This window comes from Victivallaceae bacterium (assembly GCA_036659455.1).
In the GTDB taxonomy this organism is placed as follows: domain Bacteria; phylum Chlamydiota; class Chlamydiia; order Chlamydiales; family Chlamydiaceae; genus JAVXCN01.
Genome location: JAVXCN010000001.1, coordinates 82306 through 108523, shown reverse-complemented (window position 1 = coordinate 108523; position 26218 = coordinate 82306). Strand labels below are relative to the sequence as shown.

Annotated in this window: 25 protein-coding genes and 2 tRNA genes; 19 read left to right on the top strand and 8 right to left on the bottom strand. The window is 39.4% G+C overall.

Annotation, left to right across the window (positions count from 1 at the left end):
• Positions 1-216: 216 nt before the first annotated feature.
• The 9 genes from tsaD (at position 217) to RSA43_00430 (ending at position 10576) form a co-directional block, all read left to right on the top strand.
• Positions 217-1248: a tRNA (adenosine(37)-N6)-threonylcarbamoyltransferase complex transferase subunit TsaD gene (tsaD, locus tag RSA43_00470; GenBank protein ID MEG2495766.1), complete on the top strand. Its 1032-nt coding sequence runs from the start codon at positions 217-219 to the stop codon at positions 1246-1248.
• Complete coding sequence (locus RSA43_00465) at positions 1203-2828, top strand: peptide ABC transporter substrate-binding protein (GenBank protein MEG2495765.1); 1626 nt, start codon at positions 1203-1205, stop codon at positions 2826-2828. Before tsaD ends, RSA43_00465 begins: the two co-directional genes overlap by 46 nt.
• A gap of 170 nt (positions 2829-2998) precedes the next feature.
• On the top strand, positions 2999-3925 hold the full coding sequence (locus RSA43_00460) for an ABC transporter permease (protein ID MEG2495764.1): 927 nt from the start codon (positions 2999-3001) through the stop codon (positions 3923-3925).
• Between the two features lie 15 nt (positions 3926-3940).
• Positions 3941-5551, top strand: coding sequence for a peptide ABC transporter substrate-binding protein (locus tag RSA43_00455; protein MEG2495763.1), 1611 nt, complete (start codon positions 3941-3943; stop codon positions 5549-5551).
• 163 nt (positions 5552-5714) lie between these two features.
• Positions 5715-7232, top strand: a complete 1518-nt coding sequence (locus RSA43_00450; GenBank protein MEG2495762.1) for a peptide ABC transporter substrate-binding protein — start codon at positions 5715-5717, stop codon at positions 7230-7232.
• Positions 7233-7321: 89 nt separating this feature from the next.
• Positions 7322-8176, top strand: coding sequence for an ABC transporter permease (locus RSA43_00445; GenBank protein MEG2495761.1), 855 nt, complete (start codon positions 7322-7324; stop codon positions 8174-8176).
• Positions 8169-9068 (top strand): ABC transporter ATP-binding protein, encoded by a 900-nt coding sequence (locus tag RSA43_00440; protein MEG2495760.1) that lies wholly within the window; start codon positions 8169-8171, stop codon positions 9066-9068. Before RSA43_00445 ends, RSA43_00440 begins: the two co-directional genes overlap by 8 nt.
• 5 nt (positions 9069-9073) lie before the next feature.
• Positions 9074-9847 (top strand): ATP-binding cassette domain-containing protein, encoded by a 774-nt coding sequence (locus tag RSA43_00435; protein MEG2495759.1) that lies wholly within the window; start codon positions 9074-9076, stop codon positions 9845-9847.
• A gap of 135 nt (positions 9848-9982) precedes the next feature.
• A complete protein-coding gene (locus tag RSA43_00430) occupies positions 9983-10576 on the top strand; it encodes a hypothetical protein (protein ID MEG2495758.1) in 594 nt (197 codons plus the stop codon).
• 227 nt (positions 10577-10803) lie between these two features.
• On the opposite strand, the gene RSA43_00425 is transcribed toward RSA43_00430, so the two are convergent.
• On the bottom strand, positions 10804-11016 hold the full coding sequence (locus RSA43_00425; GenBank protein ID MEG2495757.1) for a hypothetical protein: 213 nt from the start codon (positions 11014-11016) through the stop codon (positions 10804-10806).
• Between the two features lie 267 nt (positions 11017-11283).
• Here RSA43_00425 and RSA43_00420 point away from each other — a divergent pair, with 267 nt between their 5' ends.
• From RSA43_00420 to RSA43_00380, 9 genes are all read left to right on the top strand, one after another.
• On the top strand, positions 11284-12300 hold the full coding sequence (locus RSA43_00420) for a hypothetical protein (protein MEG2495756.1): 1017 nt from the start codon (positions 11284-11286) through the stop codon (positions 12298-12300).
• 451 nt (positions 12301-12751) lie between these two features.
• On the top strand, positions 12752-13228 hold the full coding sequence (locus RSA43_00415; protein ID MEG2495755.1) for a hypothetical protein: 477 nt from the start codon (positions 12752-12754) through the stop codon (positions 13226-13228).
• Positions 13229-13888: 660 nt separating this feature from the next.
• Positions 13889-14224, top strand: a complete 336-nt coding sequence (locus RSA43_00410; protein MEG2495754.1) for a hypothetical protein — start codon at positions 13889-13891, stop codon at positions 14222-14224.
• 976 nt (positions 14225-15200) lie between these two features.
• Entirely contained in the window at positions 15201-15962 is a 762-nt protein-coding gene (locus RSA43_00405; protein ID MEG2495753.1) for a DUF1186 domain-containing protein, read from the top strand.
• A complete protein-coding gene (locus RSA43_00400; GenBank protein MEG2495752.1) occupies positions 15920-17392 on the top strand; it encodes an anion permease in 1473 nt (490 codons plus the stop codon). Before RSA43_00405 ends, RSA43_00400 begins: the two co-directional genes overlap by 43 nt.
• A 246-nt stretch (positions 17393-17638) precedes the next feature.
• Complete coding sequence (locus tag RSA43_00395; protein ID MEG2495751.1) at positions 17639-19285, top strand: diphosphate--fructose-6-phosphate 1-phosphotransferase; 1647 nt, start codon at positions 17639-17641, stop codon at positions 19283-19285.
• A 127-nt stretch (positions 19286-19412) separates the two neighbouring features.
• Entirely contained in the window at positions 19413-20255 is an 843-nt protein-coding gene (locus RSA43_00390; GenBank protein ID MEG2495750.1) for an alpha/beta hydrolase, read from the top strand.
• A gap of 5 nt (positions 20256-20260) precedes the next feature.
• A complete protein-coding gene (locus RSA43_00385; GenBank protein MEG2495749.1) occupies positions 20261-21898 on the top strand; it encodes a diphosphate--fructose-6-phosphate 1-phosphotransferase in 1638 nt (545 codons plus the stop codon).
• A gap of 350 nt (positions 21899-22248) precedes the next feature.
• Complete coding sequence (locus tag RSA43_00380) at positions 22249-22554, top strand: hypothetical protein (protein ID MEG2495748.1); 306 nt, start codon at positions 22249-22251, stop codon at positions 22552-22554.
• A gap of 232 nt (positions 22555-22786) precedes the next feature.
• Here the strand turns inward: RSA43_00380 and RSA43_00375 are convergent, their stop codons facing one another.
• The 3 genes from RSA43_00375 to RSA43_00365 all read right to left on the bottom strand — a co-directional run bounded on the left by RSA43_00375 (position 22787) and on the right by RSA43_00365 (position 23686).
• Positions 22787-23101 (bottom strand): hypothetical protein, encoded by a 315-nt coding sequence (locus RSA43_00375; GenBank protein MEG2495747.1) that lies wholly within the window; start codon positions 23099-23101, stop codon positions 22787-22789.
• Positions 23037-23288, bottom strand: a complete 252-nt coding sequence (locus RSA43_00370; GenBank protein ID MEG2495746.1) for a hypothetical protein — start codon at positions 23286-23288, stop codon at positions 23037-23039. The genes RSA43_00375 and RSA43_00370 overlap by 65 nt, the downstream gene beginning before the upstream one ends.
• A gap of 83 nt (positions 23289-23371) precedes the next feature.
• Complete coding sequence (locus RSA43_00365) at positions 23372-23686, bottom strand: hypothetical protein (protein ID MEG2495745.1); 315 nt, start codon at positions 23684-23686, stop codon at positions 23372-23374.
• A gap of 397 nt (positions 23687-24083) precedes the next feature.
• Here RSA43_00365 and RSA43_00360 point away from each other — a divergent pair, with 397 nt between their 5' ends.
• Complete coding sequence (locus RSA43_00360) at positions 24084-24422, top strand: hypothetical protein (protein ID MEG2495744.1); 339 nt, start codon at positions 24084-24086, stop codon at positions 24420-24422.
• A 14-nt stretch (positions 24423-24436) separates the two neighbouring features.
• On the opposite strand, the gene RSA43_00355 is transcribed toward RSA43_00360, so the two are convergent.
• The 4 genes from RSA43_00355 to RSA43_00340 form a co-directional block, all read right to left on the bottom strand.
• A complete protein-coding gene (locus RSA43_00355; GenBank protein ID MEG2495743.1) occupies positions 24437-24586 on the bottom strand; it encodes a hypothetical protein in 150 nt (49 codons plus the stop codon).
• 109 nt (positions 24587-24695) lie between these two features.
• Positions 24696-24769: transfer RNA gene (locus RSA43_00350), tRNA-Met, on the bottom strand.
• Positions 24770-24780: 11 nt separating this feature from the next.
• Positions 24781-24853, bottom strand: a tRNA-Met gene (locus RSA43_00345).
• Between the two features lie 36 nt (positions 24854-24889).
• A complete protein-coding gene (locus RSA43_00340; protein ID MEG2495742.1) occupies positions 24890-26218 on the bottom strand; it encodes a 3-deoxy-D-manno-octulosonic acid transferase in 1329 nt (442 codons plus the stop codon).

Below are 26218 nucleotides of genomic sequence, written 5' to 3'. Positions count from 1 at the left end.
AGAGGGCGCATTCATATAATGGGCATGGCGCCCGCTCGTCGGAAACTTCTATAATAGTCGTTATGCATCATTTGTCAAGAAACGTTATGTAAGACTGAACATCGGAATATATTTCTAATCGACAAACGGCCGATTGTAGTTGATTATTACCCTAGGTTAACATTAAGATGTCTGTCTTCGTTCAAAACATTCCAAACCGTTTCCGAAAAACATGTCATGTTGGTATTAGGCGTTGAAAGCAGCTGCGACGAAACCGGATGTGCAATAGTGAAAGACGGAACGAAAGTTCTTTCCGACATCGTTGCCTCACAGATTGTACACGAAAAATTCGGTGGTGTCGTCCCTGAACTTGCTTCTCGTGCCCACACGCGAGTTTTTCCTGAAGTTCTTAAAAAATCTTTGAATGATGCGGATGTTTCCTTAAAGGAGATTGACGCCATTGCCGTTTCGGAAACACCGGGGCTAATAGGCTCATTATCCGTAGGAATCAACTTTGCCAAAGGATTGGCAACCGGTTTAAAAAAACCTCTCGTCGGTGTTAATCATGTAGAAGCACATCTTTATGCCGGTTACATGTTCGATCCCAAACAAGCGAAATTTCCGGCTCTCGGAATAGCTCTTTCGGGAGCACATACTTCTCTTTTTATCATGACTTCGCCGACCGACTTTTTCCTTCTGGGCCAAACTCTCGACGATGCCATTGGAGAAACTTTCGATAAAGTTGCCGGAATTCTGGGCTTTCCGTATCCCGGAGGACCTTTTGTGGAACGAGCGGCTCTTAAAGGCAATTGTAATGCTTTTCCCTTCAAATCCGGAAAAGTCGACGGCTACGATTTCTCTTTCAGTGGATTAAAAACCGCTGTTCTTTATGCCGTCAAAGGAAAAAATTCCGATAAATCTTCTCCTTCGATATTGAATTCGGATAAGGATATTGCTGACTTAGCCTCTTCTTTTCAAAAAGCGGCTTTCTTAAATATTGTCAAAAAATCTTTCGAAATCGTAAAAAGGTTTTCATGCGGTTCAATCATCGTCGGAGGTGGTGTTTGCGCCAATGATTATTTCAGAAAAGAGCTTGTGCAATCGGTTAAAGTTCCCGTTCTTTTCCCTCCGAAAGAACTTTGTTCCGATAATGCGGCTATGATAGCGGCGCTGGGAACCAAACGACTGAAAATCGAATCCAAAGAACTCAGGATTATTCGACCATGTCCCCGCGCTCAGTGGCAAAATTTCGATATTTCCGGACAATAGCCGAAGCTGCATTGTTGTCGATTGCTTTAACGGTTTCCTCTTGTTCCTCCGTTAAGCCGAATGCTTCCCAAAAAATTTCTCTGGCTATGCAAGAGGATCCTTTATCTCTGGACCCCAGACAGGTTAGGTTGGTTTCCAATATCACTCTTGTTAAGCATCTTTTCGAAGGACTCATGAGAGAGGGGAGCGAAACGGAGCCTCCGCAACCGGCTTTAATCGAAGAGTATTTCCTTTCCGAGGACCAAAAAACCTATACGTTTAAGTTGAAGAAAAGTTTTTGGCATAATGGGGATCCCGTTACGGCTTACGATTTCAAAGATTCCTGGATACAGTTGTTATCGAAAGATTTTCCCACTATTTTCGGTTACGTTTTCGATGGAATTAAGGGAGCCAAAGCTTTTCGAACCGGGAAAGGATTACGCGAAGACATCGGAATTACGTCTCCAAACGACGCTACTTTGATTGTAGAACTTGAACATCCGTTGTCTTATTTTTTGGACCTTTTAACCCTTCCGGCATTTTTACCGGTTCATAAAAGTGCTCGATCCCCACATGTTATCGGCATCGGAACGGAACCTTTCGTTTTCAATGGGGCTTTTGTGATCGATAATCGAAAGCCCGGCCATTCCTTAACGCTGAAAAAAAATCTCCATTATCATGATGAGCACAAAGTTCGACTCGAAAAAATCGAAATCAAAATCATTCCGGATAGCCATACCGTACATTTACTCTTCGAAAAAGGCATTTTGGATGCGGAAGGACCTCCTTGGGGAGGAAATATTCCTGTCGAGGCCGTTGAAACCCTGAAGCGAGAAGGGGTTCTTCATTCTTTCGATGTTGCCGGAACTTGTTGGTTATCGATAAACACGGCAAAACAACCGTTCAGTAACGAAAAATTAAGACGCGCTCTTGCCCTTTCCATAGATAGGGAAGCGATTGTCAAATACGTTCTGAAAGAAAATCAAAAACCGGCCGGAAGCGTGCTTCCCGGTTTTCGCCAAATCACCGTCGACAAGCGTTTCGGTTTGGAAATCATCGAAGCGCGTACTCTTCTGAAAGAGGCCCTTAAGGAACTGGGTATAACGAAAGAAGACCTTAGTGCCTGCTCTCTCATTTATTCTTCTTCAAGCTATCGTAACGCTCTAATCGCCCAAACCATACAGGAACAATGGCGACAACATTTAGGCATTTCTCTACCCCTTGAAGCAATGGATCATAAAATTCTGAACGAACGACGTATTAACGGACATTACTACATCACGACTGCGGATTGGATTGCCGATTTTTTGGATCCGATGTCTTTTTTATCGGTATTCGAAAAAGATTCCGGTTTACCGGCCTATTCATTGAAAAGTCCGGAATTCTCTAATCTAGTCGATCTTATTTCCAATGAAACCGATGAAGCAATCAGAGGAGATTTAATTCAAAAAGCCGAGCGTTTTTTAAGTACCGAGATCAAAGTCATTCCGTTATATCATCATTCTTTTGCGTGCGCATTGAAAAAATCCGTATGCGACGTCCGATTCTCCCACTTGGGGACAATGGATTTTAGGTATGCCGGCTTATCGAATCCTCACTGATTGAAATCAGATCTCACATTTTCCGAAAAATCGAAAATGATCCCAATCCGTCGTTCAGCAATCAATCGCTGCCGGTTATTTGCTGTTGAAAATCTCGATAACGAGCCTTTTCTTATCATTTAAAAATAAAAATCCCTAAAATAACCTCTGCTTTTTAACCTCCGAATAATATGAAAAAATATTTATTCCGAAAGCTCGTCTCCAATCTTATATCGCTTTGGATCGTGTTTTCAATCACCTTTTGGATCATGAGATCCATTCCCGGAGATCCTTTTACCTATGAGGACGGGAATCCCCTATCCGAGGAAACGATTGAAATTCTGAAAAATCAATGCGGACTGTCCGAACCGCTCTACCGTCAATATTTCAAATATCTGAAAGCAACGGTCAAATTCGATTTCGGCAATTCATTGGTATACCGAGATCGTAGCGTCAGAAACATCATAGCCTCTTCTTTTCCCGTATCTGCGATCTTAGGCCTTCAAAGTTCTTTTCTCGCTATAATCTTCGGCCTTTTTATGGGATGGACAGCTTCATTGAAAACAAAGAAGTACCTTCCTAAAATCGTCAGCGGAAGTATCATGCTGCAAATTTCCGTTCCCGGATTCATCCTGGCTACGCTCTTGCAATATTTTCTGGCTTTTAAATGCCGTCTTTTTCCCATAGCTTGCTGGGGATCTTTCTCTCATACGATACTTCCTTCCGTTTCTCTGGCGGCAGTACCTGCAGCTTTTATTGCTAAATTAACGAAAAGTTCATTTGCTTCCCTGATAACTAAAGATTTTATTTTGTCTGCTCAAGCCAAGGGACTCTCACGAACCGGAATCCTTTTCCGACATGCCTTGCCCCATGCTTTTTTTCCCGTTCTATCTTATCTGAATTTCATGATTACCAATTTAATTACGGGAACTTTTGCCGTAGAGAACATTTTCGGTATTCCGGGATTGGGTAAATGGTTCACTCAGAGCGTACTTCAAAGAGATTATCCCGTCATAATAGGATTGGCCGTTTTTTACGGCGTATTTTTTATGACCGGTTCATTAATTATCGATTTGATGCAGGCCGGAATAGATCCCCAAATAAGACGAAATTTGTAAATAGTGAGGTAACGATTGTTTTTAAAAAATTTATTAAGGAAAACATTATTCCTCTCAATTCTAGTCGTGATCCCGGTTTTTTCCTGCCGCAATTCGAACCTCGACAATGAGAGTAAAACCGTTACGATAGCTATTTTGAATTTTCCTACCGAGTTCGATCCGCGAACAGCGCAAAGGATATCGGACAGAACCGTTCTTGCCAATTTATACGAAGGACTTTTGAAAGAAAGAGAAGATAACTATTCTCTTGAATATGCGTTAGCCGAAAGTGTTCATATTTCCGAAGACAATCTTATTTATACTTTTAAACTTAAAGACACTTATTGGAGTAATGGAGATCCCGTAACCTCAACGGATTTTAAGGAATCATGGCTTCAATTGCTTTCCCCCGATTTTCCTGCCGTGTCGCCTAAAATTTTGGACTGCATAAAAAACGCCCGAAAAACCGGAAAAGGAATACCGATTACGGAATCGGTAGGCATTTACGATCCGGATCCTCATACTCTCAGAATAGAATTGGAAAGACCCTATTCCTGTTTCCTTAAACTAACGACAACCCCCGTCCTTTTTCCCGTTCATAAAAATATTAGGCACTCCTACCTAACAGGAAAAAAAACCGGAACCGGAGATGTCATTTCCAGCGGACCTTTTCGCATAGAAGAAAGTTCATCCGATAAGATTCTCTTGTTAAAAAAAAATAATTATTATTACGACAAACGTTTGGTCCGATTGGAAGCTCTTAAATTCCTCTTGATACCGTCATCTCATACGGCCTATCTCATGTTTCGAAATAAAACGATTGATTGGTTCGGTCAACCTTTTACCGTCATTCATAATGAAGCTTTGGACGAATTGAAAAAAAATCAAAACCTTCTGAAATTCGATGTCGTGGGAACGACTTGGCTTTTATCAAACCATACATCCGGACCGTTAAGCAATAAAAAATTCCGACAAGCTCTTTCTCTATCGATCGATAGAGAAAATATCGTGAAGGGTGTTCTTCGTGCTCACCAACTTCCTACCTCAAAAATATTGCCTCCGAGTTTTCATTCCTCATCTCAATATCTAACGGAAAAAACCGACTACAATACAGCTAAAGCTAAACAATTATTTAAAGAAGCCATTGAAGAAATGGGAGTACGTCCGCAGAATTGTCGGTTCAAACTCTCCTATTCCACAACGACTCCCCGTTACGCTCTTTTGGCTCAAGTTTTATGTGAAAATTGGCAATCCGTTTTGGGTCTGGAAATATCTCCTCAAGGATTCGACAAAAAAACGGTCAATTCACTTATGGAAGATAAAAAATTCGATATGATCATCGATTGTCGTATTCCCGCAATCAACGATGCCGTTAATTTTTTGGAAATTTTTGAATCCTATAAAAGATTTTATTTTTTGATCCTGGAAAAAGAAAAGTTCACAAAACTTTTAATGCGTATACGAAAAGAAAACAACTACTATGAAAAATCCATATTGCTTAGACAGGTCGAAAAATTTTTCGAAGAGGAAAGCACGATTATTCCCATTTACAGCATTTCTTTTGATTTTGCCGTTAATCCCCGATTAACCGGATTTCGTAATTGTCTTTCCGGAAGTGTAGATTTTAAAACTGCCGAAGTTAAATAATGTTTTTCAATGCGTTTTAATGATTTTTTTTTTAGAATTCCCTTTCCGTTATTTAGGAGAATGACAAGCAAATATCTTTTTCGTTCAAAAAATTTTAAGCCGTTTCTTTCTTTTTTTATCCTTAGGGTTCTGCGTTTCAACAACAGTGATTTTCGGCTCTTCTTTGAAAATCTCCGAAAGAGTAGATCTGTGCTTGCCTTTAATTGAAGAACCCATTTCTTTGGATCCCAGGTACGCTAGTCGCGTATATGAACAAACTTTCATGAAATACTTATTCGAAGGATTAACAAGAGAAACTCCCGAAGGTTACGAACCGGGATTAGCTCGCGAAATCAATGTTTCGAACGATTATAAGACTTACACTTTTAAACTCAGACGAACCTTTTGGAGTAACGGAGATCCTTTGACAACCGAAGATGTCATTCAATCATGGCAACAGGTTTTATCGTCTCTTTTTCCAAAAAGTATGCATTCTCATTTCGAAGTTATAAAAAATGCCTCTAAGGTGTCTCAAGGTCTTTTAACATCCGACCGACTGGGGCTTAGAGCACCGGATTCGGAAACTCTCATTGTAGAACTCGAATATCCCGAACCTCTTTTTGCGGAAATCATTTCTAAGCCGATGTTTCTTCCCGTCCATCGTTTGACGAGAGAATCATACGAACATTCGTCGTCGCCGGTTGCCATTTTTAACGGTCCTTTCTTTATAAAGGAAAAACAAACGGGACACAAAATTATCCTCGTCAAAAATAATTTTTACTGGGATACCGATAACGTAGCCTTGAACAAAGTCTCTTTTTTCATTCTTAACAACGTTTATACGACCAACCTTTTGTTCGAAAAAAACGAATTGGATTTTCAAGGTCAGCCTTTGGGCCATCCTTTACCGAGAGATATTTTATTAGCGTTAAAGAAAAGTCGACAATTGCAGTCTTTCGACGTTAACGGTACTTTTTGGATAACCTTCAATCTCGATAAGGAAGGTCCTAACGATCCCAATCTCAGAAAAGCCCTGGCTTTCTCGATAGATAAGCAGAAAATCATCGATACCATTCTTCTTGGAGAACAAAAACAGGCCCACGGATTATTTCCCGGGTATGACTTTTCCGAAACCGAGACGAAAAAAAACCCTCTTATTTACCGAGATAAGGTTTTAGAGAATCCGCAAACGGTTGCCGCTCTGAATAAACTATCATTGATTTATCCATCCAATTTATTAATATGCGCCAGAATTGCTCAGGCCCTTCAACAACAGTGGAAAGAGATCCTGGGATGGGATGTGCCTTTGAAGGGAATGGAATATCAATCTTTTATCCATAAAAAAAGAAAAAAGGATTTCACACTGTCTACCGGCGGATGGATTTGCATGAACCGTCATTTAAAACACTATATGACGACTACGGACGGATACAGCATTCTCTCCCATTGGAAAAATGCCGAATTTTTAAAACTTTCTCTTCGTTTAAATAAGGAAACCGAAGAACGGGAACAACAATTAATCGCCAAGCTTATCAACGATATTTTAAATGAGGAGCTTCCGATCTATCCCATCTATCATTACAAATTCAATTATGCAACGAAAAAAGGGCTTTATGGGATTCGAAATCTATCCTCGGGCACTTTGGATTTCAAATATGCCTCTTGGGGAAAACCTTCGTCGAACGTTGAATCGAAAAGATAAAAACATTATGATCTCATTCGGAATGCGTCAAGTCTAAAAAATGCATCTTTTAGACTGTCAGTAAGATTAAAAATGAGGTTATTCATAAAGTGTCGAAAAAACCTTCCGTCATTTTCGCATCTCCGCATCCACGGCGCAAGCGAAACTTTTTGTTATTTTCCGGAACGATTATTTTAACCGTTTTGGTCCTGTATGCTTTCCTATCGCCTTTTTTTCTTCCTTCTTACGAACGAACCGATCTTAAACTCACGTTAGCTCCCGCCTCTCTAAAACATCCCTTCGGAACCGATTGTCTGGGTAGGGATCTATGCGCAAGAGTAGCTCTCGGCATTCGTATTTCTCTTATCGTCGCCTTGGCGGCAGCCATTACCGATTTCGTTATCGGGGTTTGTTTCGGCGGTTTATGCGTCCTTTTAGGCAAGACATACGATAATATCCTAACTCGATTTATGGATATTCTTTATTCGATTCCACGAATACTTCTCATTATCTTATTTATGCTTGCTCTTCCTCCGGGCATTGCATCTTTAATCATAGCGATATCGATAACCGGATGGATTCCTTTAGCTAAAATCGTAAGGGGCCGGTTTTTAAGTCTGGGGAACAAAAGTTTCGTATTATCGGCAAAAACCATGGGAGCAAATAAAAGACATATTCTATTGCGACATTTTTTACCCAATGCTCAAGCTTCCGTGTTATCTTCTCTTATCCTGACCATTCCTTCCTCCATTTATACCGAAGCCTTTCTCGGCTTCATCGGACTGGGTGTCCAACCTCCTCAAGCCGGTCTCGGCTCTTTAGTTAGAGACGGGCTCAACTCCATTCATTATTACCCAGGACAATTTTTAATCCCTATCACTTTCACTGTATCGATCGTGCTCTGTTTTAATTTTATAGGAGAAGGGTTAAAAGAAATTTTTGAAGAAAGAGGAGAATATGCCTAAATCTTTACTTCGTCTGCAAAAACTCACCGTTTCGGCAATAACACCCCAAAGCCGAATCGTTCCCATCATTAAAAACGTCTCCTTTGAAATTCCCGTAAACGGAAGTATGGCAATAGTAGGGCAATCGGGATGCGGTAAAACCATGATTATGAAATCCGTCATGGGTATTCTTCCGGATAATTGTCGAATTTCCTCAGGCGAGATTTTTTTCGGAGAAAGGCTCATTCATTCGTCTACTTCTTCATACGATTCCGAAATTCGAGGAGTGAAGATAGGTACTATTTTTCAACAACCGACTTCATCACTCAACCCATCCATGAAAATAGGCACTCAGATGACGGAAGGCCCTATGTATCATCTGAAAATCAATAAAGCCGAAGCCAAAGAACTGGCTCTTCATTTTCTGGGTAAAGTTAAAATAGAAAATCCCGAAAAATGTTTTCATCAATACCCTTTCGAACTCAGCGGCGGTATGCAACAAAGAATCGTTATTGCCTCGGTTTTGTCGTGCAAACCCGATTTGATTATAGCCGATGAACCGACTACGGCCTTAGACTCTCTCTCGCAATTTCAGGTTCTTAATTTATTACGCGAGCTTAAGGAAGAATACGGTCCGGGACTTCTTCTCATTACTCATAACCTAGCCATCGTTCCGGAAATTTGTCAGACGATAACCGTTATGCACCAAGGGAGTCTCATCGAACGGGGAACGGTAAGAGAGATTTTTTCGAACCCCAAAGAAAAATTCACCCAAGAACTCCTACGTTCGGTCCCTAAATTACCTTACGGTCCCGATTACCCTCATAAAAACCTTCGATTCAAACCGGCCCGGGAAGATAAGGAACTTGAGTTTTTTTTAAACACGGCAACCGCTATCAGTAAAAGAATCTAATCATAATGAAACCTTTAGTGTCGATACACCAAGCTTCTCTGCATCTCAAACTCGGAAAATTCGTAAGTCGGATTTTAAATAACATTTCCTTAGATATTTTTGAAGGGGAATGCTTGAGCTTGGTAGGGGAAAGCGGGTCCGGAAAAACTTCATTGGCTCACGTTCTTGTCGGACTAACGGCTCTTTCTTCCGGAAAAATCGTTTTTCACGGAGACGTTCACTGTGAAAAAAACGGAAATCGTGGAATACAAATCATCTTTCAGGATATCGGAGGCTCTCTCAATCCTAAAATGACTGTTTCGGAGATTATATTGGAGTCTTTGGTGATTGCCGGAAAAATTAAAGAAAACGAAACATACTCTCGTTTCAGAGAAATCATGGAGATCATCGAACTTCCTTTATCCTTAAGAAATGCCTATCCCAAAGAACTCAGCGGAGGACAAAAACAAAGACTTTCTATAGGAAGAGGCTTAATATCCCGCCCTCGACTCTTGATTTGCGACGAACCTCTTTCCTCTTTAGACTCCATTCGTCAAGCTCATATCATGAATGTATTTCGTACAATTAAAAAAGACTTGAATATCACGATACTTTTTATCAGTCACGACCTCACGGCAGTGCATTCCCTTTCCGATCGCATTGCGGTTATTCACAGAGGTTCGCTTGTGGAAGTTGCCACTCGAGACGAGCTGTTTTTAAATCCGCGTCATTATTATACGCAAGAACTTTTACGTATGATTCCGGACTTTTGTTATTACGACTTTTCAAAAGTCCCGTAAACGAATCGCAAACACCCTTCTTTTATAAGAAATGATAATTTCGGATATTATGCATTCGATTACTAATTGAATTTATTTAATAAAATTAGTAGAATAATATAATAAAGATTTTATTTTATTTATCGAGGTTAGTTTATGACTCAGTCTGCATCCACAAATTCAGGATATGGTCCGGATTTGCATTCCCCCCTTATATTAAATAACGAGACAATCGAAGAGATAACTAGTGACAAGAAAACAAATGACCCTTCCCGTGTTGCCGCTTTCTTTAAAAAGATCCTTCCGTTAAACGCAAACGGTACATTAAATACCAGTAAGGCGGTAATCACTGCCCTCGTCTGTTTCATTATCCTCGGCTTACTGGCAGGTATAATCGCCGGCGCGGTTACGGGAAGCCCTTTCATAGGACTCGGGATAGCAACGATTGTTCTCAGCGTCTCCTGTGTCGGTTTACTTACACAATATTTCGTAGATAAAAAGAAGAAGCCGTCTCAAATTCAAAGCGAGCCCGATAACCGAAGCAGTCGTTCGCCCGGATCAAGACCTAGGACTACGAGAGAAGCAAGTCTGGAAAGGTTGCTAACAAGAACAGAAGGCTTAGCCGATAGCGCGGCAGACTTTAGTAAGGGTGCTCGATTATTGAAAGAGAAAGCAAAACAGGAATCGGAAACCGGATCTTTGGTTGACAAATTCAAGACGTTCTTCAATTTCAACCGAGAAAATACATAAACATGTAAATTCGCGATCTTTTCAATTATGCTTTGAAAAGATTATAACCTAGCGTTTTATATTTATTTTCAAGAGTACGATCCGGTGGCAACTCAAATTGAAAATAATCTTATAAGTAGCGGTAGAGAAAAAATAGCTTCATCTATGGGAATCTATATCCGAATGGGACCTAAGCGTTGAAGCGTTGAACCGTCTTAGGGATTAGTCTGCTCATCCTAGGTCTCTTATTAAAGGCGGCCGGTATAACCGTGAGTATAGTTTTGGGCCAGCCCTCTACTATCCCCGATAGCCGTTGTCGGATTGATTTTAACGGTTATCGGAGGGATAGCTGTAATGAAAGACGGTAAAGACACTTCCGGATGAAGACAAGATATTCCATACCAATAGAAACAATCGTGAGGAGTATAACTACTATATCGGATGAAGACGGATTCGGTCATCGACAAACGCTATGTCAAAGGTAAGAGGGCTTCCCATCAATAACGTCAATCACTGGTGTTACGGATACAGCAAGAGTTTTTCATTAATGAACAACCGAATCGTACACGGACCTGTGCATTTAGGCAATGGACTATAGAATCGAGAAACCACTGAAGCCCTAAATAGCGATGATTATTTTTTATTAACAATTCATAATTAATAATATTGTGATTTTAATCGTTTTCGATTAAAATCAACTTATATTATTTTGAAAAATTTATAGTATCATGAGTTCTCAAATCGAAATCAACAACCGTGAATCGGCGGAGCCGTTTAATCGGGATATCGTAAACGAAGCAAACACCTCTTCCTCTACCGGAACCGAAAGATTAAGGATTTTAGGCATTACTCTTTTAGTCATCGGTCTTTTATTAATCATTACGGGTATAGCTTTGGCTTCGGCCTTATCGAATCCCTTATTACTTACAGTAGCTGCCTTCGGGTTGATGTTGACAATCCCCGGAGCGGTTTTATTGCTAAAAGCAACACGAAAGGAAGGGGCTTTTCTGCCCTCAAGGAAGCCTTCTTTAGGACTCGAAAAACCCGAAAGAATGCCCAGAGAGATGTTCACTCCTAACCAAATACGAGAAACGTTGTTAGATTTATTTGACGACAACTCTTATTCCGGTTGGAATAAAACGTTTTTCGAGAACAAAAAAGGATTGCAGTTAGTTTTCGCTCAGGGCAATCTGATTGAAAATCAACACGTACCGGCAGGCGTTGAACTGGTCACCCTTTTGGTTAACGCCGCAAATCCTCAAGTAGCGGTAACGAGCGGCGGAACGAATGGGGTTATATCAAAAATGACTTCTTCAAGCGCTTGGGCCGCAACCAAACCCAAAGTCCCTCTAAAACCGGGTCAATTTACTATGGGACCCTGGGCTCCTTCAGGCAAATTTGCCGAAGAAGAAATACATTGGGATATGCTTTGCCAATTCCTAGGTCCGACAGCTGAACAATGCCGGAATGATCCTGAGATTCTTTACAGGATCCTTCAGCCGGGCTTTGAACAGCTTTTCAGACAATGCCTTGATAAAGGTATAAACTTCATACAACTGCCTTTGATATCCTGCGGTATTTATGCACCTCTAGGAGACCGGCAACAAGAGGTATGGAAGCAAGCCGTTGTGGCAGCCATACTGAGTGCTTTAACGAATGTCGAATCAGACGTCAGGAATGGTCGGACCTTATGCGTGGTTATCGTTGATCTTGGCAGAAGACCTTTAGAAGATATTATAAATTGAACTATTTATGATTAACCTATTAATAGGCGATGATTATTTTTTATTAATGATTCATAATTAATAATATTGTGTTTTCAATTAAAATCAATTAATATTATCTTAACAATCGAATCCCTTATTACTTAAGCTAGCTGCTTTCGAATTGATGTTAACAATCTCAGGCGTAGTTTTTTATTGATAAAAGCCGAACGAAAGAAACAAGCCTCTTACGTTCGCTTGACAATGGATTTTCCTTAACTAAGCGTACAAAATATTTTACAAACCAAATTCCGATAAACAATGAAATTCGATCATAAAGTTTTTGAATATTTGAATATTCAAAAAATCCTTAATTTTCCGTACAATCGGGGCCAAGATATACGAGCTTGTTTAAGACAAAATTCGCGTTACGAGAATTGTGGTTTTCATTTTCCCGAAAATAAATCTAAATGAATAAAACTAAGAAAGATCAATGATAAAAGAAATACTTCTAGCACTTGAGGCAGGTAAATCGGCTGTCGAATTTATGGAAAAAATCAGAGCCGATTACAAAAGACTTCACGAAATTCTTGATAACGGTAAAGATATCGATCAAGTGCAAAACTTATCGGAGCTCAAAAATATTATTTTTGGAGCAAAAACAAGGGAAGAGTCCTTGATTGAAAAGTGTTTTTCCTTACAAGAGGAAGTAATAAGACTGAAATCCGAGATCGGTCAAAAAAAAACATTAAAATTTACCAAAAACGTTTTTCAAGACGAGCAGGAAAATTATTATTGCCCCGCTTGTTACCAAGCGAAAGACCCAAGAGCAGTTTTCCTTATTTCCGATGATCCCAATGAATACGAACATTGGAGCTGTCCTATCTGTAAAGATGTATTTACAAGTAGAGAAGCGCAAATGAGAAAACAAGAAAAAATCGAGCAATCGATAGTAACAAGGCAGTTTTAAAATCCGTATTTCCTGAATGATTTTCATTTTATTCACTTAAAGAACCGTTTGTTGATAAACTTTTAAAATGTTGACGGTAAGAAAATTACTTATTTAAGTTTGTTTAATATTAAAAAAATTAAATATGAACATAATAAATATAGCATCTGTATTATTTTTTTAATAAACAACTAATTAAACAGACCTTAGGTCTTAACCGGAGGGATGGGTTTTATGAGTTGTTGCTCTGTCGGATGTCGTGAAGTTTTTGATGCCTGAATAAACGGTCCATTTAATTTCACAATATGATTAAGAGCGGTAGAAGCAACATAAAAAGCAGCAAGACCGCATAGGCATTGTTGAAGTGGTTGAAGGTCTATTCTTACTCGTGAACTACCAGCCGTCTAAAGCCGGTTGGCTTCCTGCTCAATATTCCTACCGGGAACAAGTTTACACAGGCTATCCTCGTAGTTCCTACGATTCTTATTTATAGTATGGGCCGCTTTCAGCCCATCGTCTAAAGCCAATGGGATTTACGCTCAGTCTTAATTTAGATTGGATACTACGCCTAATAGCTTTTGCCATCCTGACAATACGAAAATTGTTCGTAAATTAATTAAATAGAAATTAAATAAAAACAAATATTATAATTGTTTCCTTAAGTAACAGAGGATAAGTTTTATGGGCTGTTGTTCCGTCGGATATCGTGAAGTTTTTAATGTATTCAAAGACCATCATGAATCAACTTATGTCAGCTATGTCAGCGGGGATGTTAAAGCGCGATGTTGCTCATTATTATTAGTGACGACTCCATTTTTAGCACAATTTCTTGGTATTATGACTATTAAGGAAGGCATAGTAGAGATAATTAGAAAGGGTGAGATCGCGTCCGGGTGGGCCAACATACTTGAAGGTATACTACTATTCCTACACTTAGGTGTGATATTGTGGTTAGTAGCTTTGGCCATCTATTTAGTACGAAAATCAGCCGGACAAAAGCAACCGATAGCTTCTTGAATTAACTCAAGGCTAAAAATAAATTACATGTTGTGATGTTTCTGCGTGAGTTAGTGATTTTTTCTTTTATCGGGAAAATCAAGTTGATTTGCATTCGAATTTGAGGATGAGTCTTGTGGGGTGTTGTTCCGTCGGATATCGTGAAGTTTATAGTGCATGGATAAAGTCTTATGAAGAGTCAAAGGTTGCTGGGGTTTTATATTAGCACTAACGGTGCTCCCCTTAATTTCTCAATGCGTAGATGTCTTGGTGACTATTGGCGTATAAGTCACATAAAAAAAGTGAATTCGCGGAAGGCTTATCTGATCTGATTGAAGGTATGCTCATGATCTTACATTTAGGTTAGACACTATGCCTAATAGCTTTGGCCATCCTAGCCATACACAAATTATTCGGAAGCAAGCCGGTTCCTGCCAATCCATAAACCTTTAGTTAGATCGATTTTTAAGGGTAAGTAAATAAAAAAGTCATTTCTTAATTTAGGAAAATATTCTTTGAATATGCGATTTACATTGGGCGTTCAAGCGAAAACGATCGTTTTTCTTAAGCAAAACAACTATTGATTCAAGATTATCAACACATATTTTATTCGGATTAACGATTTTTCCAATTCCGTAAAGTTTAGCGTTTTGTATAGTTCTCAAAACTAAAATTATGACCGGATCGACCTAAATCAAAGTTAAATCAAAAATCTTGGCATAGGGAAATTTTCATTAAGTTTAAAATAGGATTTCAATAATTTTTATTCTCTATAAGATATTGCGAAATCGAAAAAAAACACCCGTAAATCATTCAGACAACTAATCTACACATAGCCAAAAACAAGGTTTCGGATTATATTATGCTCGGATGACCGAATTATTGCTCGGACAACCTTATTTTAGGATCGCACTCATGAGTTCTCAAACATCTCGAAATCGTGAATCTTAGACAATCTGATTGATTAAAAAAATAACCGGTACTATCTTCCGCATTTATGGACGTTGCTCATATTTTAGAGGATTTAGCTTATGACGTCGGTTCTCTTCCTCGGGAAGCTATTGAAGCGGCCGTTGCTAAAAGGGATATTATATCCCCTTATCTACTATCTATCCTTGAAGAAGCCATAGATCGGATTCCCGAGATCATAGAAGATGAAAGCTATCAAGGTCATTTATATGCCATGTACTTATTGGCTCAATTCAGGGAAATTAGAGCCTTTCCTTTAATCATGCAGCTGTTTTCATTCTCCGGAGACATACCTCATGCCATCGCCGGAGATGTGCTTACCGAAGACCTCCCACGTATTATGGCTAGTTTGTGTGATAATATTCGTCTTATTCAAGAAATCATCGAAAATCCCAATATTAACGAATACGTCAGAGCAGCTGCAGAAACCAGTCTCGTGGTTATGGTGGGCGTAGGTAAACAAGACCGTAATTCCGTAATCGATTATTTTCGACAACTTCTTGAATATAAGTTAGAAAAAGTTCAATCTTTTGCTTGGGACAATTTGATAGCCGTTGCCTGTTCCCTATATCCTGAAGAACTTCTGATTTCCATAAAAAAAGCTTTTGATGCCGATCTCATCGATCCGTCTTTTATCAGTTTTGAAGACGTTACCAATATCATTAATGAAGAGACGAAAAGAGATTGTCTGCTTGAGTTGCATCAGACAACGGAATTAATAGAAGATACGTTATCGGAAATGGAAAAATGGTTGGAAAACGATCCTATATCCCCGTTCGAGAATTACTAAAAAAAAGAGGTAAAGTGAATAAAAAACGTCATTTTTTTTCGGTCTTAGCTTTATTGGGTGTTCTCATCGGCCTCTGGTTTATGCCTCATCCCGCAACGATTTCAGATCAGGCTTGGCGATTATTCGCCGTCTTCGCCACCACGATTATGGGTGTGGTTCTACAACCCTTTCCTATGGGAGCGGTTGTCGTTATGGGCATTAGCATACTACTTTTTACGAAAACTCTCTCTCTCGAACAGGGACTCTCCGGATTTCATAATCCTATAGCTTGGTTGGTTTTGATCTCGTTTTCCATAGCCAAAGGCATTATCAAAACAGGTCTCGGGGAAAGAGTAGCTTATTTTTTCGTAAAAGTACTGGGTAGAACCCCCTTAGGTATCGCTTACGGTCTTACCATAACCGATTTTTTGTTAGCGCCGGCTATACCCAGCGTCACCGCTCGTTCGGGAGGAATTATTTTTCCCGTAGTTACCAGTTTGGCCAACTCCTTCGGTAGCTCTCCGGATAAATCCACTTCGCAACTTATCGGTTCTTACCTCATAAAAGTGGCTTATCAAGCTTCGGTTATTACAAGCGCCATGTTTCTGACGGCAATGGCCGGAAACCCTCTGTTAGCCGCTCTTAGCGAAAGCGTAAACATCTCTCTTTCGTGGTCCACTTGGGCTATTGCCGCTATAGTTCCCGGTATTTTGAGTTTAATTTGTATGCCTATCATCATAAGGAAAATTTATCCCCCCGAAATCAAAAGCGCTAAATGTAAAGAAGCTGCCGAAACGGCGAAAAGAAAATTAAAGGAAATGCCTCCTTTAAGTCTTAAGGAAAAAATACTTCTTTTTATTTTCTTTGCCCTCATTGTTCTCTGGATCTTCGGAGATTATTTCGGAATCAATGCTACCGTAGCGGCCATGGTCGGCCTATCTCTTCTTTTGATTTTCGATATTCTTGATTGGAAAGATGTAATCACCAATTCTACGGCCTGGGAAACATTTATTTGGTTCGGAGCTCTCATTATGATGGCTTCTTATCTTAATCAATTCGGTTTCATACCCGCATTAGGAGAATATAGCGCAATTATCGTTAAAGGATTATCCTGGAAGATCGGCTTCCCTATTCTATTTCTGATTTATTTTTATTCTCATTATTTGTTTGCCAGCAACACTGCTCATATAGGAGCTCTTTTTCCGGTATTCCTGGTTGTAGCGACTTCTATGGGAACAGACCCGATGCTTGCCGTTCTTTGTTTCGCTTTTTCAAGCTGTCTTTTTGGAGGATTAACGCAATACGGTAGTGGACCTGCTCCCATATTTTACGGTTCGGGATACGTAACGGTCAAAGATTGGTGGAGAGTCGGATTCATTCAAAGCTTATTCAATATTTTCATATGGTTTGTCCTAGGAAGCTTGTGGTGGAAAGTATTAGGATTGATTTAGTTCCGAACCCTGCGTCATATTTTAAGTCACTGACTCACACAACATCACGGACGATACCGTGAATGAATACAAGATAGTAGCATTCTTTGCATGAACGTATTTCATTCGAATGAATCGTAATTATTTTATAAAAAATGAACTGAAGTCATTTAAATACAAATAAAAGCCATCAAAAAATAATTTGTTGTAACATAAACGATAATATTGCTATCGTCCCAAGTAAATTTGTTGTGCCCTTTTAATCGAATGAGTGACGTATTATTATCCCCTTTAGAAACTATTGTAAGAAACTACCGCTCGATCCTTCCCTCATCCCTAAACAATATAAGTTCTCTTCTTGCAGTTCCGGACAAGGAAACCGTCAAATTTACTCATAGTAAAAAAGATATTCTGACTTCTTTTCCCCTGACTGCGGATCGTCCCTATATGAAGCTGATATCAGGCAATACGTCGCCTCTGAAAGCTCTTAAAATAGGCGTTATATTTTCGGGAGGACCTGCTCCCGGAGGACATAATATTATTGCCGGTTTATATGATGCCGTGAAAACCGTTCATAAAGACGGTACCGTAATAGGCTTCCTTAACGGGGGAGCAGGGTTTCTCGAAGGTTCGTATATAGAAGTTACCGAAAGCTTGGTGAACGACTATCGTAATACAGGCGGATTCGATATGATAGGTTCGGGAAGAAAAAAAATCGTTTCCTCAGAAGGCTGTTCGTGCGCCTTAAAAGTAGCTTCCGATCTTAAACTCGACGGTTTGGTAATGGTCGGAGGAGATGGTTCCAATACCAATACGGCCGTACTGGCCGAATATTTTGCTAAAGAAGGATCTCCAACCGTTATCATAGGCCTACCTAAAACCATAGATGGAGACTTGCATCATAATTTTCTGGATGTTCCTTTCGGATTTGATACGGCTACTAAATTCTATTCTTCAATTATCAGTAATATTTCCAGAGATGCTCTTTCTGCCAAAGCCTATTATCATTTCATTAAACTTATGGGACGATCGGCTTCTCATATCGTATTGGAATGCGCTTTACAAACGCATCCTAATATTGCTCTGATAGGAGAAGAAATTGCTTGTAAAAAAATGACTCTGAAAAAAATCGTATCGAAAATCTGTTCCATTATCAATAAAAGAGCCTCCATAGGCAAATATTACGGGATTATCCTCATACCTGAGGGAATCATAGAATTCATTCCGGAAATCGTTAATTTGGTTAAAGAAATCGAAAATTCCAAGAATGAAGCGGATTCCGATATCCTGAAACATCTTTCTCCCGAATCTCTTGAAATCCTACAATCATTTCCCCCTAAAATAGCCGAACAACTTTTATATGATCGCGACGCACACGGTAATGTGTGGTTATCCAAAATATCCGTAGACGAACTTTTCATGCATTTGACGTCACAAGAATTATTCGCCAATTATCGGGATGTGCCTTTTAATGCAACTTCTCACTTTTTAGGTTATGAAGGTCGATCCGGTTTACCGACACGATTCGATAACGATTATTGTTACGCATTGGGTTTTTGTGCGGTCGCACTTATACGTAACGGACTTAACGGGTATTTAGCAACGATTGCTAATATCGTTTCTTCTCACACAATGCAACAACCCATGGCTATTCCTATTACATCGATGTTGACAATGCTCCCCAACGACGGCACTCCTAGTCCTCTAATAAAAAAATATCTCGTGAAAGCCGATTCTCCGGCTTTTAATATGTTTAAAATCTATCGTCAGATCTGGAGCTTGGACAATTCCTATCGCTTTACGGGACCTTTGCAATGCGGACTATGGGATTCAGGGGATAGCGAAGAAAACATGGAAATCTATCGTCAAGCACCGGCGACCGTCATTTTAAACTCACGTAAAGAACTTTCATAAACACTCTTTTTCAAGATGAAAAAAATTATGCTCATGGTTTATTAGTTAGGATAATTTTCGGACGTACTTGACAACTTTCGAGTTACCGGAATGAAATCGGTTTCCGAAATTAAGGAATCATTCTCTCATGAACAAACCATCATGTCTGCAAGAAGATATCGTCGAAGAAATTTACGTAAGAAGCAACAATGGCGTGAAATTATCGACGGTTTTACATAGACCTGAAACAACTTCTTCCTCTCCAACACCCATAGTCGTTATTTTTCACGGCATGGGAGCAAATAAAGCCGGAACCGGAGATTCTCATATAAAATTAGCCCGCCGACTTGCCGGTAACGGAATTTGTTGTTTAAGATTCGATTTCAGGGGCTCAGGAGAAAGCGAAGGATCCATTTCCGAATCGTCTTTCATGGACTTCGTAAAGGATGGTTCCGCGGTTATTGAAAGTCTTCGTGATATACCGGGAATCGATTCTCAATCCGTTGCCATTTACGGTTCTTCCTTAGGAGGAACCGTAAGCATTTTCGTTGCTGAACTACACGCCGATAATATTCGTAGCATTGCTCTTTGGGCTCCGATAACCAACGGTTCGCTTTGGATTAAGGAAATACTTGCCGTTCCGGATTCCGAACGTTCTCAACTTAAGATAAACCGTGAACGTACTCAAGCACTCTACAAAGGAGTGGCTATTAGTAAAAATTTCGAAAATGAATTTTCTACGGTTAACCTTGCGGAACGACTACTTCATATACCTACGGATATTCATATTTTGCACTTACAAGGGACCAACGATGATTTGGTCTCGTTAAAACATCGAGATGAGATTGTAAAAACACTTGAAGTCAAAGGATTTTCTTATGACACACGACTTTATACCGGCTTCGGTCACTCTCTCGGAAATCAACCGGAATACGATGCCGTATTGGATGAGTTGACTTCTTGGTTTATAGGCACGCTTAAAAGGAGCTAATATCTTTGGACACTTTATCATCCAATGAAAGTCTATTCGAGATCGCTCGCCTCCGCTATCGCCCACCCGTTCTCGGACTCTTGGATACCATTAAAAATTTACAAATCGTTACTGAAGATTTTACTCCCGCCGAAACAACCCCTTCTTATGAAGAATTAAGCAAACGTTTGCCTTATCTAAGTCAAACGCCGAGAGTGAAAATAGTGCCGACATCGCAATCCGTTTCCGGACCCATTTTAAGAATCGGTGCCTTATTATCAGGAGGACAAGCTCCCGGAGGGCATAATGTCATTATCGGATTATTCGAAGCACTTAAAGTTTTCAATCCTGAAAATAAACTGTTCGGATTTTTAAAAGGTCCTTTAGGGCTCGTATCCAAACTATATAAAGAACTCACCCCTTCCATCATTTATAATTACTATAATACCGGAGGATTCGATATGTTATCTTCCAGTAGAGAAAAAATAGAAACGGAAGCACAAAAAGAAGCGATTCTGAAGACGGTTACGGAAATGAATCTCGACGGTCTTTTAATCATCGGAGGTGATAACTCTAATACCGACAACGCAATTTTAGCCAATTATTTTTCTGAAAAAAATATTAAAACAACCGTCATCGGAGTTCCGAAAACTGTTGACGGAGACCTGAAAAATCAATGGATCGAAACTTCCTTAGGTTTCGATACGGCTTGTAAAACCTACTCCGAAATTATAGGCAACTTAGCAAAAGACGTTCTTTCCGCTAAAAAGTATTACCACTTTATCCGTTTAATGGGCCGATCGGCCTCTTATACCACATTGGAATGTGCCTTGAAAACCAATCCTAATATCGCCCTCATCAGTGAAGAGATTGCTTTTAAAGGACTCACTTTAAAGGATATAGGGAAAAACGTCCTTAAAGTAATACAAAAAAGACAAGAGCTTAATCGTAATTACGGAATCATACTCATACCCGAAGGATTAATCGAACAAATCAAAGATACCAGACTTCTTATTCGAGAAATTAACAATCTGATCCCATTAGTGGAAGATCATACGGAAAAAATCCCTGAGCTTCTCTCCATCCAATCAGCTACCTCCTTCAAAGAACTTCCTGAAAGTATACAAAAGCAATTACTGTTAAAAAGAGATTCTCACGGTAACGTTAGAGTATCCGAAATCAAAATGGAAGATTTGATTGTTAAGATTGTGAATGAAGAATCCGCTAAAATTAAGAATTTGGAACCTTTTAATCCAATTACTCATTTTCTCGGATACGAATCCAGAGCCGGCTTTCCCTCTAATTTTGATTCAAACTACGGAATGGCATTAGGTATCGTCTCGGCTCTTTTACTCGTACACCGCCTCAATGGGTATATGGCAGTAATCAACAATCTTAATCTCTGTTACCGAAGATGGACACCCGGAGCCATACCTCTTTTCAATATGATGCATATAGCTCAAAGAAAAGGTCGTCAGACACCCGTCATTAAAACCGATCTCGTGAATATCGAAAATCCTGCTTTTAAAAAACTGGAAACCGAACGCAAATTATCGGCTTACGGTGATAACTACATTTTTCCGGGGCCTATTCAATTTTTCGGTCCTTCCGAACTCTGCGACACTAAACCTCTGACTCTTACTTTAGAACAAGAGACTCAATAAAATTCATTTAAAATCAATCTTCGACTCTTTTAAAAGTCATGAATTAAAATCTTTTGTATTACTTATAAACGGTAATTGCGAATATAAACCGAAGAAATTTTAACTAAGTTCCTGGAATTCAATGACATCATTTCAGCTCGAACTAATAAGATAAAAACCTTCGCAAATATATTAAAATGCATACAATGCATAATATTTTTCTTTCGTTTTTTTTTCTTTTTTGTTAAAATAATTACGTTATTTTTACAAAAGGTGAAAAAATGTCAGCAGTAAATTCATTACACAATGGTACGGGTTCAGGGGATGAATCACAACCATATGAGCGCGAGATCTCACGGGATCTTGGTAAAGTGCCCATAGCTCCGGCATCTTCATCTGGAATTTCCGCATTGAGCGGCGGTAAAAAAGCAGTTCTGATTACTCTTCTCGTTTTAACGGTTCTTACGATGTTATTGATGCTGGGAGCTCTTATATTCTTATTGGCAACCGGGGGATCCTTATGTATGGTGCCTAGTCTCGTTTCCTTGTTATTCTTTGTCTCTGTGGGGGCTTTCATTATAAGCGCGGTCAGTGCAATAGCATTCCAGGGGTATCTGTTATCAGGGCTTAAGCCGTTACAGCCAAAGCCAACCGAGTTCCATGATGGGAGTTTATAAGTTACATCTCGTTTGTGGATAAGAGGTTTTTTGTCTGAAATATCGATTGTTTAGAAAATTATCTAGACGATCAGTTGGCGGTTAGTGGGAAAGTCGGGATGAAAATTAAGAAGTTTTTTCACAAATATCGAGATCTTATTTCGAAAAAGTGAATTTCCGACTTTCGTTCTCTCTGCCTGTAGGTATAGAGTATTAAGAAAAACGAGAACTTCCCTTTAGGAAGTTCTACTTTCTAATTTCGTTTTGAACATGAAGACTTTTGATTATTTCTTATCTTCGTCAATTCCGTCAGTATTTCCTTAAGAAGTCGGACCGTCTCTTTTTGAAGTTCGGTCGATTCTTTTTTCAAATCCAAACGGTCAGCAAGGATAAAGGCCTCCGTTAGATCAGTGGGATCATGTTCTTCTGCGTCTCCGCATTTCAGCATTAAGTGCACAAGCCTTTGAATATCCATTTCCCTATTGCATTTTTTCTCTTTACACTCAGCTTTTACCGGTAAGATCATCATCAGAAGACCAAAAATGAGTAAAATCTTTACTTTCTTCATAAACCACTCCTTTTTTCCTAACAAGCCTCTCGGCTTTTTCTTTCATTTGTGTTTCAAATTCATTCATCTCTTGTGACATCTCCAGAGCCACCGACTGAAGTCTTTCATATAGTTCTCGGGATTCTTTCTCTCTTTTTTTACATGATCTTAAAATAAAAAATTGAATTACTATTAATAAAATACTCATTTACCCACTATCCCTGTAAATGCTTTCATCATCTTTCTTTATTCCCTGTTTGTTCCTTTCCTACACGTAACGGATTCCCCGTGTTACTTCTCACACTTACGTTTTTCCCATTGCCATTTTTCCCACTTCAGCTTTTCTTCTTCCAATAGGTACTCCTTTTTCCGCATTTCTTCTTTCAACCGGTTTCTTTCTTCTTCAATCTCCCGTTGCTTTTCCCTATCCTTTTTTTTGAAGAACCAAGCGTATATGAAATCCCATAGATCTACGAACTCCATGTCTATCTGTTCCTCTCCGGGATAGAAAACTTCGGTCGTCTCCGAAGCGAAGCCTGACGATAATCCTATCGTTAATGCAAGCAACATAAACGCAAAAGCCGTGAAACTAAATTTTCCTTTCATACTTTCTTCTCTTTGTGTGAACTACCAACCGTCTAAAGCCGGTTGGCCTCCTGCTCAATATTCCTACCGGGAACAAGTTTACACAGGCTATCCTCGTAGTTCCTACGATTCTTGTTAAAGAAGAAATAAAATATCGTAATATTCTTTTGTTTTAAATGTTAAATACAAATGGCATCTACATAAGTTCATTCTACGTACCTACCGGGAGCCTTTCCGGAGATTTATGGAAAGAAGGAAAAGAGCCGTTCTATGTTGGCATAGAAGAAGCGGGAAGGATAACACCTGTTGGAATTTTCTCATCAAGTAAGCTCTTAAGAAAGTAGGCATTTATTATTATATCTTTCCTACTTAGAACCAGGGAAAGAAAATCATCTGTGACGGTATCGATAAGGAAGGCATGAGACTCCTGAAACACATTCCGGAAGAATTGATTGACGGAACGCCGAACTCTACCGAGATGAAAATTCGTTTGAAGAACGGTTCCCTGATTCAAGTCATCGGTTCCAATAATATCGATTCTTTAGTCGGTACCAACCCCATCGGCTGTCTTTTTTCCGAATATGCCTTGCAGAACCCAAGGGCTTGGATTTTTCTTTCTCCTATTCCGGTTGAAAACGAAGGATGGAGTATTTTCGAAAGCACTCCCAGAGGAAAAAATCACTTCTATGACCTTTGCAAAACCGCGGAAGCCGATCCTAATTCGCATCAACAAAATTACACAAGCTACCGAATCTAATAATCAATTTATGCCTAAGAAGGTACATACGATACTAACGATAGCGACGATCCATTCAGCACGATTGCTTGATGATCAGGAATTCTCCGCCCTTCCATTTTCATCGAAACAATCGACACAACAGCATAGATTTGCGTTTCCAACGGAACCGAATAACATCTCATGATATATCCCCTAAACTAAGACCAATAGCCGTATTTCTCTAAACCGAAACACCGGTCATGATCTTAAATTCAAAAATACATCGAGAAAAGACAAGACAAAAAACGAGTATAGCGGTAGTCGGATTTGAACCAACGACACGCAGATTATGATTCTGCTGCTCTAACCACCTGAGCTATACCGCCTGAAAATAAATTAGCGGGAGAAGGATTCGAACCTCCGATCTTTGGGTTATGAGCCCAACGAGATGACCTCTACTCTATCCCGCGATATACTTCGCTTATGAAAGAACGAGATTACCGGATTTAATGATTTCCATACAAGGGAATAAAGCGTTCAATACACTTTTGAGTCAATTTCAAAGGGTCGTTTTCGTTTTGTTTTTGCAAAAAACAAAAACCGCGATTAACCAAATCTCTTCTCAAATCTTCATTCTCCAGTAACAATGTCAACGCAATTAAAACATCTTGATGATTGTGGGTCAAAACGGTTTCCGAAGAATATGCCTTTATCTTGTCGGCTATTTCAGACTGAGAAAACGTAAAAGGACCGAAACAAACCGGGACCCCTGCCATAATGGGCTCTAATAAATTATGTCCTCCTATTCTCTGATCAAAAGTTCCTCCGACAAAAGCAAGATGAGCCAATGAATAAAGGGAACTCAACATTCCGATCACATCGACTATAACTACATCACAACAGGACCCGAAAAAAACGTGTTCCGAAGTCCACAGCTTGACCTTTAAGCCATAAGATTCAACTTGTTGCTTGATCATCAAGGCTCTTTCGATATGTCGCGGAACTAATATAATTCTTAAATCGGAAAAAACCGTTTTTAATTTTGCCAAGACCGGTAATAAAACCGCTTCGTCCGATGCATGAGTCGAACCGAGAATAAAGACAAAATCGTTTTCGGAAATGCCTAAACGATTGGTCCATTCGAAAATCGTGTTCCGATCCGATACAGGGATATTACTTAATTTGATATTACCGGTCACTTCTACTTTGTTTTCAGGAAAACCCATGGATAAAAATCTACTTTTGTAATCATTATCTTGAGTACAAATCAGATCTATATGAGCAAAGAAAAAAGAAGCAAATTTTTTAACCCTTAAGTAACGTTTAAACGAAGTTTCGGAAATTTTTCCGTTAACAACGACAATCTTTCCCCCCGTTTTTTTGACGCCCCGGATGAAATTAAACCAATAATCTCCCTCGGATAATATCAGAAGCTTAGGCGCTATCCTTTTAATCACTCTATTGATAATGAATCGAGAGTCTAAGGGAAATAAAAAAACATGAGCGTCACTTCCGAATAACCTTTTAATTTCAGTAACACCCGCTTCGGAACAAGCCGTTACTACAAAAACGAAATCTCGATAACGCTCTCGCAATTCTCGAAATAAAGGTTCCAATAAACGAATCTCGCCAACGGAAGCACCGTGAAACCATACGGCCTGTTTCCCAGGTGAAGTTTTGGGAAATCCGAATCCGAACCTATACTTAAATCCTCGCTTATACTTACCGTAAAGAAAAACTTTCTTTACAAGCTTAGGAAGAGAAATAAACAAAGCAATAATCAACCCTATTTCATATAAGAGCAATAGGATCCATTGCTTAATTGCCGTCTTCAT

Coding starts and splice junctions, on each gene's coding strand:
- tsaD (MEG2495766.1), top strand. CDS start 217: ATGTTGGTATTAGGCGTTGAAAGCAGCTGCGACGAAACCGGATGTGCA.
- RSA43_00465 (MEG2495765.1), top strand. CDS start 1,203: ATGTCCCCGCGCTCAGTGGCAAAATTTCGATATTTCCGGACAATAGCC.
- RSA43_00460 (MEG2495764.1), top strand. CDS start 2,999: ATGAAAAAATATTTATTCCGAAAGCTCGTCTCCAATCTTATATCGCTT.
- RSA43_00440 (MEG2495760.1), top strand. CDS start 8,169: ATGCCTAAATCTTTACTTCGTCTGCAAAAACTCACCGTTTCGGCAATA.
- RSA43_00435 (MEG2495759.1), top strand. CDS start 9,074: ATGAAACCTTTAGTGTCGATACACCAAGCTTCTCTGCATCTCAAACTC.
- RSA43_00430 (MEG2495758.1), top strand. CDS start 9,983: ATGACTCAGTCTGCATCCACAAATTCAGGATATGGTCCGGATTTGCAT.
- RSA43_00425 (MEG2495757.1), bottom strand. CDS start 11,016: ATGACCGAATCCGTCTTCATCCGATATAGTAGTTATACTCCTCACGAT.
- RSA43_00420 (MEG2495756.1), top strand. CDS start 11,284: ATGAGTTCTCAAATCGAAATCAACAACCGTGAATCGGCGGAGCCGTTT.
- RSA43_00415 (MEG2495755.1), top strand. CDS start 12,752: ATGATAAAAGAAATACTTCTAGCACTTGAGGCAGGTAAATCGGCTGTC.
- RSA43_00410 (MEG2495754.1), top strand. CDS start 13,889: ATGGGCTGTTGTTCCGTCGGATATCGTGAAGTTTTTAATGTATTCAAA.
- RSA43_00405 (MEG2495753.1), top strand. CDS start 15,201: ATGGACGTTGCTCATATTTTAGAGGATTTAGCTTATGACGTCGGTTCT.
- RSA43_00400 (MEG2495752.1), top strand. CDS start 15,920: ATGGTTGGAAAACGATCCTATATCCCCGTTCGAGAATTACTAAAAAAA.
- RSA43_00395 (MEG2495751.1), top strand. CDS start 17,639: ATGAGTGACGTATTATTATCCCCTTTAGAAACTATTGTAAGAAACTAC.
- RSA43_00390 (MEG2495750.1), top strand. CDS start 19,413: ATGAACAAACCATCATGTCTGCAAGAAGATATCGTCGAAGAAATTTAC.
- RSA43_00375 (MEG2495747.1), bottom strand. CDS start 23,101: ATGAAGAAAGTAAAGATTTTACTCATTTTTGGTCTTCTGATGATGATC.
- RSA43_00370 (MEG2495746.1), bottom strand. CDS start 23,288: ATGAGTATTTTATTAATAGTAATTCAATTTTTTATTTTAAGATCATGT.
- RSA43_00365 (MEG2495745.1), bottom strand. CDS start 23,686: ATGAAAGGAAAATTTAGTTTCACGGCTTTTGCGTTTATGTTGCTTGCA.
- RSA43_00360 (MEG2495744.1), top strand. CDS start 24,084: ATGAGACTCCTGAAACACATTCCGGAAGAATTGATTGACGGAACGCCG.
- RSA43_00355 (MEG2495743.1), bottom strand. CDS start 24,586: ATGAGATGTTATTCGGTTCCGTTGGAAACGCAAATCTATGCTGTTGTG.
- RSA43_00340 (MEG2495742.1), bottom strand. CDS start 26,218: ATGAAGACGGCAATTAAGCAATGGATCCTATTGCTCTTATATGAAATA.